We start from the raw sequence: 12,006 nt of genomic DNA, 5'->3' as shown, positions 1-12,006 counted from the left end.
GACTTTGGGGAGGGGAATACCGTGAAACTTTACCTGACGACGGCCATCGCGCTTGCGCTGATGGCGACCGGCGCACAGGCCGGCATGGAGGAGGCGAAGGCCTTCCTCGACAAGGAGATCGGCCCGCTGTCGACCCTCGACCGCGCCGCCCAGGAAGCCGAGATGCAATGGTTCATCGATGCCGCCAAACCCTTTGCCGGCATGCAGATCAACGTCGTCTCGGAAACGATCACCACCCACGAATACGAATCCAAGGTGCTGGCCCCGGCCTTCACGGCCATCACCGGGATCAAGCTGACCCATGACCTGATCGGCGAAGGCGATGTGGTCGAAAAGCTGCAAACGCAGATGCAGTCGGGCGAAAACGTCTACGACGCCTATGTCAACGACAGCGACCTGATCGGCACCCACTGGCGCTACAAGCAGGCGCGCAGCCTGACCGAATGGATGGCCGGTGCCGGCAAGGACGTGACCAACCCCAACCTCGACGTGGACGATTTCATCGGCAAGTCGTTCACCACCGCGCCCGATGGGCAGATGTACCAACTGCCCGACCAGCAGTTCGCGAACCTCTACTGGTTCCGCTATGACTGGTTCAACGACGAGAAGAACAAGGCCGATTTCAAGGCCAAGTACGGCTATGACCTCGGCGTTCCGGTCAACTGGTCGGCATACGAGGACATCGCCGAGTTCTTCACCGGCCGCGAGATCGACGGCAAGAAGGTCTATGGCCATATGGACTATGGCAAGAAGGACCCCTCGCTCGGCTGGCGCTTCACCGATGCGTGGCTGTCGATGGCGGGGAACGGCGACAAGGGCATCCCGAACGGTTTGCCGGTCGACGAATGGGGCATCCGCGTGGACGAGAGCAGCCGCCCGGTGGGCAGCTGCGTGGCGCGCGGCGGTGACACCAACGGCCCGGCCTCGGTCTATGCGATCCAGAAATACCTCGACTGGATCAAGGCCTACGCCCCGCCGGCGGCCCAAGGCATGACCTTCAGCGAAAGCGGCCCGGTCCCCAGCCAGGGCGAGGTCGCCCAGCAGATGTTCACCTACACCGCCTTCACGGCCGATTTCGTGAAGCCGGGCCTGCCCGTGGTGAACGAGGACGAAACGCCGAAATGGCGCTTTGCCCCCTCGCCCCATGGCGTCTACTGGAAGGACGGCATGAAGCTGGGCTACCAGGACGCCGGGTCGTGGACGCTGCTGAAATCGACGCCTGACGACCGCGCCAAGGCCGCATGGCTCTACGCGCAGTTCGTCACTTCCAAGACCGTCGACGTGAAGAAAAGCCATGTCGGGCTGACCTTCATTCGCCAGTCCACACTGGATGACAAGTCGTTCACCGAGCGCGCGCCCAAGCTCGGCGGGTTGATCGAGTTCTACCGCTCGCCCGCGCGCCTGCAGTGGTCGCCAACCGGCACGAACGTGCCCGACTATCCGAAGCTCGCGCAGCTGTGGTGGCAGGCCATCGGCGACGCCTCCTCGGGCGCCAAGACCGCGCAGGAGGCGATGGACAGCCTGTGCGCCGAGCAGGAGAAGGTCATGGCCCGTCTGGAGAAGGCCGGCGTCCAAGGCGATATCGGCCCGAAACTGGCCGAGGAGCATGACCTGGTGTGGTGGAACAACTACGCCAAGGAGCACGGCAGCATCGCGCCGCAGTTGAAGATCGAGAACGAGAAGGACCAGCCGCAGACCGTCAACTATGACGAGCTGGTGAAAAGCTGGCAGAAGTAAGGGCGGCACTAAACCAAAGGGGCGCGCCTTGCGCGCCCCTTCCTCGTTGCCCCGATGTGCATGCACTGGACCATGCATATTCGGCCAGCGAGGGTGCGGCGCGAAGGGGACAGCATGACCATATTGGCGATAGATCAGGGCACCACCTCGTCGCGCGCAATCGTATTTGGCACCGACCTGCGGGTCCGCGCCTCGTCGCAGGCCGAGTTCGCACAGGGATTTCCTCGCTCTGGCTGGGTCGAGCATGACCCGGCCGACATCTGGGCCTCGACCGCCGCCACCGCCCGCGCGGCGATCGAGAATGCGCGCATTTCCGGCCGTGACATTGCCGCCATCGGCATCACCAATCAGCGCGAGACCACCGTCATCTGGGACCGGCGCACAGGCAAGCCGATCCATAACGCCATCGTCTGGCAAGACCGCCGCACCGCCGAGACCTGCGCCGCGCTGAAGGCGGCAGGGCATGAGCCTGCGGTCAGCGCCGCCACCGGCCTTCTGCTCGACCCCTATTTCAGCGCCACCAAGGCAGCCTGGATACTTGATCAGGTCGAGGGCGCGCGGACGCGTGCCGAGGCGGGCGAGCTTGCCTTCGGCACCATCGACAGTTTCCTGATCTGGAACCTGACCGGCGGGCAGGTGCATGTGACCGACGCGACCAATGCCTCGCGCACCATGCTCTACGACATCCACCAGGGCGTGTGGTCGCAAGCGATGTGCGATCTGTTCCACGTGCCGATGGCGATGCTGCCCGAGGTGCGCGACAGCGCGACCGGGTTTGGCAACACCCGTACCGACCTCTTTGGCGCGGCGATCCCGATCTGCGGGGTGGCGGGCGACCAACAGGCGGCAGCCGTCGGGCAGGCCTGTTTTCTCCCCGGAATGATGAAATCGACCTATGGCACCGGCTGTTTCGCACTGCTGAACACCGGGGGCACGCCCGTCGCCTCGCGCAATCGGCTGCTGACAACCATCGCTTATCAACTGGACGGAAAGCCGACCTATGCCCTCGAAGGGTCGATCTTCGTTGCCGGCGCCGTGGTGCAATGGCTGCGCGACGGGTTGGGCGTCATTCACAACGCCGCCGAAACCGGGCCTTTGTGGGACCGCGCCGACCCGGGCCAGCAGGTCATCATGGTGCCCGCCTTCACCGGCCTCGGCGCGCCGTATTGGGTGCCCGAGGCGCGCGGTGCGGTGTTCGGCCTGACCCGTGCCACCGGCCCCGCGGAGATGGCCCGCGCGGCCCTGGAAAGCGTCGGCCACCAGACCCGCGATCTGTGGGATGCGATGCGCGCCGACTGGCCCGAGGCGGACAGCTCGGCGGTGCTGCGCGTCGATGGGGGGCTGTCTGCGAACGAGCCCGCGATGCAGTTCGTCGCGGACATGCTGGGCGTGCCGGTTGATCGCCCGGCGGACGTCGAGACGACCGCGCGCGGCGCCGCCTGGCTTGCAGGCTATCACGCCGGGCTCTGCCCCGGGCCGGATGAGCAGGCTGTCGTCTGGCAGCTGGATCGCCGGTTCGAGCCCTCGATGCCGCAAGACGAGCGCGAGGCCCGCCATCTGCGCTGGCGCCGCGCGGTCGATGCGGTCATTGCCGTTGCGTGAGGAAACTTGACGCAACGTCAATTGAATGGTCTCCTGACCATGGGCCGCAAAACTCCGCCACCTTGGCGGGACGACATTGTTGTGAGCGCCACTAACATGTAACGTCGCGCCGGAAACGAGTGCGCGGACCTGACATGCACAAGATCTTTTCGATTGCAGGCGCCCTTCTGGTGCTGGCCCAGCCCATATCCGCGCAAGAAATGGCCCAGGCCGCGCAACATCAACCGGCCCCGGCAACTGCCAAGGCTGAGGATGGTCAGGTCACCGCCCGCCCCGCCGCCGCGACTGTCGAGGATGCCGTCGTCAGCGAGGTTCTCGCGCAGGTGCCCGTCTCCGGCACGCTTGTCGCGCGGCAGGAGGTGCAGATCTTCCCGCAAGTGCAGGGGTTCGAGATCACCGAACTGCTGGTCGAGCCCGGCGACAGGGTCGAAAAGGGCCAGCTGCTGGCGCGCCTGTCGGATGCCACCCTTAAGGCACAGCTTGCCCAGGCCGAGGCCGAATACCAGCGTGCCGAGGCAGGCCTGAGCCAGTCGCGCAGCCAGATCGCCAGTGCCGCCGCGAGTCTGAACCAGGCGACCTCTGCGCTCGAACGGGTGCAACGGCTGCAACGGTCGGGCAACGCGAGTCAGGCGACCCTAGACCAGGCGGTCTCGGCCGAGGCGTCGGCCCGCGCCGCCGCCGCATCGGCGGGGGACGGCGTGGCCGTGGCGCAGGCGCAGGTGGCCCAGGCCGAGGCCGCGCGCGATATCGCCCGGCTGAACGTCGAGCGAACAGAGATCAAGGCGCCGGTGGCTGGTGTCGTCTCGAACCGCACGGCCGAGCTGGGGGCCATCGCCGCGAGCGGCGCGCAGCCACTGTTCACCATGACCGCCAATGGCCAGATCGAGGTCGCGGGCGAGGTGATCGAGACCGCGCTGGAGCAGTTGAAGGTGGGCGATCCGGCGCTGATGCGCGTCGCCGGCGTTGGCGATGTCACCGGCGAGGTGCGGCTGGTCCCGGCCAGCGTCGATCCGGTCACGCGCCTTGGCATCGTGCGCGTCTCGCTGGAAGCCAACCCTGCCCTGCGCACAGGTCTTTTCGCCAGCGGCTGGATCACGACCGAACGGCGTGACGCGGTGACGGTGCCGGCCGGCGCCATCCTCGCCTCGGATGACCCGGCGGGCGGCGTGGTGCAGGTGGTCAAGAACGACCGGATCGAAACCCGCCCGGTCAGGGCGGGCCTGCTATGGGACGGCCGGCGCGAAATCATCGAAGGCTTGGCAGCAGGCGAGACTGTGCTTGCGCGCGCTGCCGCCTTCTTCAGCAATGGCGATCCAGTCGAGCCGGTCCGCGCCGGGGCCGCCGAGCCCGCGCTGCAAGCGAAAGCACCCGCGCCTGAAACCGTGGCTGCCGCGCCCAAGGCCGAGCCCGCAGCGCCCGGCAAGGCGCCATGACCGCCCGTATCCGCATCGCCCGGCCATAGGGGTCACCGCATGAACCTGTCCACCTGGTCCATCCGTCATCCGGTCCCGCCGATTGCGCTGTTTCTGGTACTGCTGGTCCTCGGCCTCAACAGCTTTCGCGGGCTGGCGGTCACGCAGTTTCCGAACATCGACTTGCCGATCGTCACGGTGACGGTCTCGCAGCCCGGCGCGGCCCCGACCGAACTGACCACCCAGGTGGTCAAACCGATCGAGGACAGCATCGCCTCGATCACCGGGGTGCGTCACATCAGCTCGACCGCGACTGACAGCGTCGCCACCACAACGGTCGAGTTCGAGTTGGAGACGAACAGCGACCGCGCCGTGAACGACGTCAAGGATGCCGTCACCAAGGTCCGCGCCGATTTGCCCGAATCGGTACAGGAGCCGCTGGTCCAGCGAGTCGACGTCACCGGCATGGCGATCCAGACCTACGCCGTCAGCGATCGCACCAAATCCATCGAGCAACTGGCCAAGTTCGTCGATGACGTGATCGCCCGCGAGCTGGTGACCGTGCCGGCGGTAGGCAGCGTCACCCGTATTGGCGGCGCCTCGCGCGAGATCAAGGTCGAGTTGGACCCCGACCGCCTGCTGGCCCAGGGACTGACCGCGGCCGACGTCTCGGGGCAGCTGCGCGCCTCGAACATCGATCTTGGCGGCGGGCGGGGCGATCTGGCTGGCAGCGAATATTCAATCCGCACCCTGGGCGGTGCGGACTCGGTCGCGAAGCTGGCCGCCACCCCCATCGCCATCGCCGGGGGCAAGACCATCCGCCTCGACCAGCTTGGGCAGGTCATCGACGGCCCCAGCGAAGAGCGCAGCTTTGCCCTGTTGGACGGCGGGCCGGTGGTCGCGTTCGGCGTGTTTCGCGCCAGTGGCAAGTCTGACCTCGAGGCGGGCGAGGGGACCAAGGCCAAGCTGGCCGAGCTGTCCAAGAAATATCCCGACGCCCATATCCAGCTGATCGACGACAGCACGACCTACACCAAGGAAAACTACACCCGCGCGATGGAGACCCTGTTCGAGGGCGCCGCCCTCGCCGTGGTCGTGGTCTTCCTGTTCCTGCGCAACTGGCGCGCGACGCTTATCGCCGCGGTGGCGCTGCCGCTGTCGGTGATCCCGACCTTCTTCATGATGGATTGGCTGGGCTTTTCGCTGAATACCATCAGCCTTCTGGGCATCACGCTGGTGACCGGCATTCTGGTCGACGACGCCATCGTCGAGATCGAGAATATCGTGCGCCACATCAACATGGGCGTGCCCGCCTATCAGGCGTCCGAGGAGGCCGCGTCCGAGATCGGCACCACGGTCATCGCCATCAGCTTTTCCATCGTCGCCGTGTTCGCGCCAGTCGGCTTCATGGGCGGCATCTCTGGCCAGTATTTCAAGCAGTTCGGCCTGACCGTCTCGGTCGCCGTGTTGCTGTCGCTGACGGTCGCGCGGGTCATCACGCCGATGCTGGCGGCCTATTTCCTGCGAAGCGTGCCGCATCGCGAGCCGGAAAAGGACGGGATCCTGCTGCGCGGGCTGATGCGGGTGTTGCGCTGGACACTGCGCCACCGCCTCATCACGCTTATCCTCGGCTTTGCGATCTTTGCTGCCTCGATCTATTCGGCGACGCTGCTGCCGACCGAGTTCGTGCCTAAAAGCGATATCGGCCGCTCGCAGCTGACCATTGAACTGCCGCCCGGCGCCACCATCGAGGATACCGAGGCGACGGCGCGCGCGATCTCGGCCCGCATCCAGCAGTCCCCGGAGGTCGAATCAGTCTTTGTCGAGGGCGGCACGGGTGATGTCACCAAGGCCCGCCTCGCGCTGAACTATGGCGAAAAGGAAACCCGCGAGCGCACCCAGTTCGAGATCGAGGCCGCGATCAAGGCAGAGCTGGCGGGCACGCCCGACCTGCGCATCAACTTCCAGAACGAGGGCGGCCAGAACGACCTGAACATCAGTGTTCTGGGCGATACCGAGGAAGCGGCCGCCCTTGCCGCCGTGCGCCTGTCCGAGGCGATGTCGCGCCTTTCCTCGCTGGAAGGGGTGAACAGCAGCGCCAGCCTGCGAAGGCCGGAGATCCAGGTCATCCCGCGCGAGGATGTCGCCGCCCAACTGGGCGTGACCGCCAGCGCGCTCGCGACCACGCTGCGCATTGCGACCATCGGCGATGTCGACAGCAACCTGGCCAAGTTCAACGCCGGCGACGAGTTGGTGCCCATCGTCGTGCGCCTGAACGCCGCCTCGCGCGACGATCTGCTGCGGGTCCAGAACCTGCGCGTGCCCTCGAATGCCGGGCAGGTGCCGCTGGGCGCGGTGGCGGACGTGCGCCTGTCGTCGGGCGCGACCGAGATTTCGCGTTATGATCGCCGGTTCCGCACCACCGTCTCGGCCAACCTCGCGCCCGGGGCGGTGCTGGGTCCGGCCAGCGCCGAGGTCACCGCGCTGCAGGGCAAGATCGACATGCCGCCGGGGACCGAGATCCAGGCTGCCGGCGATGCCGAGATCATGGGCGAGGTGTTTGGCGCCTTTGGCAGCGCGATGGGCGCCGGCCTGATGCTGGTCTATGTGGTGCTGGTGCTGCTGTTCCACAGCTTCGTCACCCCGATCACCATCCTTCTGTCGCTGCCACTGGCCATCGGCGGCGCGATCCTCGCGCTGTTCGCCACCGGCTATGCGATCAGCCTCGCGGTCGTCATCGGCTTCCTGATGCTGATGGGGATCGTCACAAAGAACGCCATCATGTTGGTCGAGTTCGCGCTGACGGCGATGGACCAGGGCGTGCCCAAGCGCGAGGCGATCCTCGATGCGGTGCACAAGCGTGCCCGTCCCATCGTTATGACCACCATCGCCATGACCGCCGGCATGGTGCCCTCCGCCCTGCCGGGCAGCGCGGGAGCCGAGTTCCGGGCGCCGATGGCGATCGCGGTCATTGGCGGTCTTGTATTCTCGACCATGCTGTCGCTGCTGTTCGTGCCCTCGCTCTTCTCCCTGATCGACAGCCTTCAGCAGCGCATGGGGCGCGGCATCGGCCGCCTGATCGGTATCAACAAACCGACCCATGGTGACGTCCCTGCCGAGTAGCGCGGCACGCCGCCCTGAAGGTTAGGGAAAAACATTTGGGGCGAGGCCTAAGCCCCGCCCCAGATGCGTCTGGCAGTGGTGGGCGCCGGCTTAGGCCAGCATCGCCATCGGGTTTTCCAGATGCGTCACGATCCGCTCCAGCAGTTGCGCCCCGAGGGCGCCGTCGATCACGCGGTGATCCACCGACAGGGTCATCGACATGACCGTGGCGATCTTGATCTCGTCGCCCTCGACCACCGGCTGCCGCAGGCCGGCGCCGACCGCGAGGATCGAGCCGTGCGGCGGGTTGATGACGGCGTCGAAATTCTCGATGCCGAACATGCCGAGGTTGCTGATCGCAAAGCGGCCGCCGAGATATTCGGTCGGCGCCAGCTTCTTGCGCTTGGCCCGCGCGCCGAGATCGCGCATCTCGTGGCTCAGCGTCGACAGGCTCTTGGTGTTGGCATCGCGCAGGACCGGCACGAACAGCCCGCCCTCGACCGCGACGGCGACGCCCACGTCGGACGGCTTGATCTTCAGGATGCGGTCGCCGGCCCAGACGGCGTTGGCATCCGGCACTTCCTGCAGCGCCAGCGCGCAGGCCTTGATGATGAAGTCGTTGACCGACAGTTTCGTGCCCCGGCCCTCCAGCGACTTGTTCAGCTGCGCGCGGAACGCCAGCAGGGCGTCGATGCGGGCGCTGCGGCGCAGGTAGAAATGCGGGATGGTCTGCTTGGCCTCGGTCAGGCGCTGGGCGATGGTCTTGCGCATCCCGTCCAGCAGCACTTCCTCGGTCTCGCGGTCGGCGAACAGCTTCTTGACCATATCGGCCGACATGCCCTGCGGCATGGCGGGCGCGGCGGAGGGGGCAGCGGCCGGTGTCGCGGCCTCGGCCTTGGGTGCCGCAGCGGTGATCTGTCCGGGCTTCGCTGCGTCGATGTCGGATTTGACGATCCGTCCATGCGGGCCGGAGCCCGCGACGCCCGCGAGATCAATTCCCTTCTCGGCAGCCAGCCGGCGGGCGAGGGGCGAGGCAAAGACCCGGTCCCCGCCGACTTTCGTCGCGGGTGCGGCGGCCTTCGCGGGCGCCTCGGTCGGCGTGCCCGCAGGTTGTGTGCTTACCTCAGCTTTCGGGGCAGTCTGTGGCGCCTCGGATTTCGGCGCTTCGGCCTTGGGGGCAGGGGCGGCACTTGCGTCCTCGCCCTCTTCCAGCAGGGTCGCAATGGGGGCGTTCACCTTGACCCCTGCGCTCCCCTCGGGAACCAGCAGTTTGCCGATCACGCCTTCATCGACCGCCTCGAACTCCATCGTCGCCTTGTCGGTCTCGATCTCGGCGAGGATGTCGCCGGATTTGACCGCATCGCCCTCTTTGACCAGCCACTTGGCCAGGGTGCCTTCCTCCATCGTGGGGGATAGCGCGGGCATCAGGATTTCAGTTGCCATGGTCCGCGCCCCTCAGCGATAGGTGACTTTTTTCACCGCCTCGACCACCTCGGCCGGGGTGATGAGGGCGAGCTTTTCCAGGTTCGCCGCATAGGGCATCGGCACGTCCTTGCCGGTGCAATTAATGACCGGCGCGTCGAGATAATCGAACGCCTGCTCCATCAGCACGGAACTGATGTAGTTGCCGATGCTGCCGACGGGAAAACCCTCTTCGACCGTCACGCAGCGGTTGGTGCGTTTGACGCTTTCGATGACGGTCGCGGTATCCATCGGGCGCAGGGTGCGCAGGTCGATCACCTCGGCCTCGATCCCCTCGCCAGCCAGCGTTTCGGCCGCGGCCAGCGCATGGGCCATGCCGATTCCGAAGCTGACGATGGTGACGTCCTTGCCGGCGCGGGCAATCTTGGCCTTGCCGAAGGGAACGGTGAAATCGGGCAGGTCCGGCACCTCGAAGCTGCGGCCGTAGAGGATTTCGTTTTCCAGGAAAATGACGGGGTTCGGATCACGGATTGCGGTCTTCAGCAGGCCTTTGGCGTCGGCGGCGGTATAGGGCATGGCCACCTTGAGGCCGGGGATGGCCGCGTACCAGGCAGCAAAGTCCTGGCTGTGCTGCGCGCCGACCCTGGCGGCGGCGCCGTTCGCGCCGCGGAACACGATCGGACAGCCCATCTGGCCGCCCGACATGTAGAGCGTCTTGGCGGCCGAGTTGATGATCTGGTCGATCGCCTGCATGGCAAAGTTGAAGGTCATGAACTCGACAATCGGGCGCAGGCCACCAAAGGCGGCCCCGACTCCGATGCCGGTAAAGCCATGTTCGGTGATCGGCGTGTCGACCACGCGTTTGGGTCCGAACTTGTCCAGCAGACCCTGGCTGATCTTGTAGGCGCCCTGGTATTCGCCGACTTCCTCGCCCATCAGGAACACGACTTCGTCGCGCTCCATCTCTTCGGACATGGCCTCGCGCAGGGCTTCGCGCACGGTCATGGTCTTCATCACCGTGCCTTCGGGCCAGTCGGGACTGGAGTCGGGCTGTGGCGTGTGCACCGCGGCGACGGCGGAGGGCGCGGTGCCGGGCTTGGTCTCGGCCTTGTCCGCCGTCTCAGTCGGCGCCACGGGCGAGGCATCTGCCTTCGCTTCGGCCTTGGCCGCGGGGGCGGCACTCGCGTCCTCGCCATCGGCCAGCAACGTGGCGATGGCGACGTTGACCTTGACGCCTTCGGTTCCTTCAGGAACCAGCAGCTTGCCGATCACGCCTTCATCGACGGCCTCGAACTCCATCGTGGCCTTGTCGGTTTCGATCTCGGCCAGGATGTCGCCGGATTTGACGGTGTCGCCCTCCTTGACGAGCCACTTGGCGAGGGTGCCTTCCTCCATCGTGGGGGACAGGGCGGGCATCAGGATTTCGGTTGCCATGTCTGCTTGCCCCCTCAGACGTTCTGGTCGGCCGGCTCGGCCTGCGGGACCAAGTCGGCATAAATGTCGGTCCACAGCTCGGCCTCGGCCGGCTCGGGGCTCTCCTTGGCGAACTCGGCGCTGTCGTTCACGATCTCCTTGATCTCGCGGTCGATGGCCTTCAGGTCGTCCTCGGTGGCGTGATTGCCGGTCAGCAGCAGGCTGCGGATCTGTTCGATCGGGTCGCGCTCGTCGCGCATCTTCTGGACCTCTTCGCGGGTCCGGTATTTTGCCGGGTCGGACATCGAGTGCCCGCGATAGCGATAGGTCATCACCTCGAGGATATAGGGGCCCTTGCCGGCGCGGCAGTGCGCGACCGCCTTCTGGCCAGCGGCCTTGACCGCCAGCACGTCCATGCCGTCGACCTGCTCGCCCGGAATGCCGAACGCTTCGCCACGGCCGAACAGCGTCTTGGACTTGGTCGAGCGCTTCATGCTCGTACCCATGGCGTACTGGTTGTTCTCGATGACGAAAATCACCGGCAACTCCCACAGTTCGGCCATGTTGTAGGTCTCGTACACTTGCCCCTGGTTGGACGCGCCGTCCCCGAAATAGGTGAAGGTCACGCGGCCATTGCCGAGGTATTTGTCCGCAAAGGCCAGCCCGGCGCCGATCGGAACCTGCGCGCCGACGATGCCGTGGCCGCCGTAGAAATGGCGCTCGCGGCTGAACATGTGCATGCTGCCGCCCTTGCCCTTGGAATAGCCGCCCTCGCGGCCCGTCAGTTCGGCCATCACGCCGCGGGCCTCCATGCCGCAGGCCAGCATGTGGCCGTGGTCGCGATACGAGGTGATGCGCTTGTCACCCTCTTCCGCAGCGGCCTCCAGGCCGACGACGACCGCCTCCTGGCCGATGTAGAGGTGGCAAAAGCCGCCGATCAGGCCCATGCCGTAAAGCTGGCCGGCCTTTTCCTCGAAGCGGCGGATCAGCAGCATGTCGCGATAGTGCTTCAGCAACTCGTCGCGCGAGACGTTGGCGCGCTCTGCCGGGGCCTGCTTGGCGGCACCTGCGGTGGCTGTGCCTTGGGCGGTATCTGCGGCGGCTGAAGGGTTTGCGCTTTCGCGTCCCTTGGCGGCGCCGCGGTCTGCGCCCTTATCCTGCGCGGGCTGTCTGGCCATCGTGGTGGTCCCTCCCCCAAGGTCACTAAGCTGCCTGAAACCAAGCGGTAGCCCAAGGCGGAGGGGCGTGCAATGTGCAGACGGAGGGGTGCGGGCCGCTGTTATGGGGCGTGCGCCGCAATGCAGTTTATCGCACCGCG

Annotated in this window: 7 protein-coding genes; 4 read left to right on the top strand and 3 right to left on the bottom strand. The window is 66.3% G+C overall.

Features of this window, described 5'->3' with window-relative positions:
- Positions 1–60: 60 nt before the first annotated feature.
- The 4 genes from DRW48_RS00190 to DRW48_RS00175 all read left to right on the top strand — a co-directional run bounded on the left by DRW48_RS00190 (position 61) and on the right by DRW48_RS00175 (position 7,874).
- The gene (locus DRW48_RS00190) at positions 61–1,737 is read left to right on the top strand and encodes an ABC transporter substrate-binding protein (RefSeq protein WP_114077242.1); all 1,677 of its coding nucleotides are present in this window, start codon (positions 61–63) and stop codon (positions 1,735–1,737) included.
- Between the two features lie 114 nt (positions 1,738–1,851).
- A complete protein-coding gene (glpK, locus tag DRW48_RS00185) occupies positions 1,852–3,339 on the top strand; it encodes a glycerol kinase GlpK (RefSeq protein ID WP_114074657.1) in 1,488 nt (495 codons plus the stop codon).
- Between the two features lie 134 nt (positions 3,340–3,473).
- On the top strand, positions 3,474–4,772 hold the full coding sequence (locus DRW48_RS00180; RefSeq protein WP_241963308.1) for an efflux RND transporter periplasmic adaptor subunit: 1,299 nt from the start codon (positions 3,474–3,476) through the stop codon (positions 4,770–4,772).
- A gap of 39 nt (positions 4,773–4,811) precedes the next feature.
- Positions 4,812–7,874 (top strand): efflux RND transporter permease subunit, encoded by a 3,063-nt coding sequence (locus DRW48_RS00175; protein WP_114074656.1) that lies wholly within the window; start codon positions 4,812–4,814, stop codon positions 7,872–7,874.
- Positions 7,875–7,964: 90 nt separating this feature from the next.
- Here DRW48_RS00175 and DRW48_RS00170 read toward each other — a convergent pair whose 3' ends face one another.
- Genes DRW48_RS00170 through pdhA form a run of 3 tightly spaced genes read right to left on the bottom strand, consistent with a single transcriptional unit; the run spans position 7,965 to position 11,866 of the window.
- Positions 7,965–9,296 (bottom strand): pyruvate dehydrogenase complex dihydrolipoamide acetyltransferase, encoded by a 1,332-nt coding sequence (locus tag DRW48_RS00170; RefSeq protein ID WP_114074655.1) that lies wholly within the window; start codon positions 9,294–9,296, stop codon positions 7,965–7,967.
- A gap of 12 nt (positions 9,297–9,308) precedes the next feature.
- Complete coding sequence (locus DRW48_RS00165; RefSeq protein WP_114074654.1) at positions 9,309–10,709, bottom strand: pyruvate dehydrogenase complex E1 component subunit beta; 1,401 nt, start codon at positions 10,707–10,709, stop codon at positions 9,309–9,311.
- A gap of 14 nt (positions 10,710–10,723) precedes the next feature.
- Positions 10,724–11,866, bottom strand: a complete 1,143-nt coding sequence (gene pdhA, locus DRW48_RS00160) for a pyruvate dehydrogenase (acetyl-transferring) E1 component subunit alpha (RefSeq protein ID WP_114074653.1) — start codon at positions 11,864–11,866, stop codon at positions 10,724–10,726.
- Positions 11,867–12,006: the final 140 nt, after the last annotated feature.

This window comes from Paracoccus suum (assembly GCF_003324675.1).
GTDB lineage: Bacteria > Pseudomonadota > Alphaproteobacteria > Rhodobacterales > Rhodobacteraceae > Paracoccus > Paracoccus suum.
This window is presented reverse-complemented; position numbering and strand designations above follow the sequence as displayed.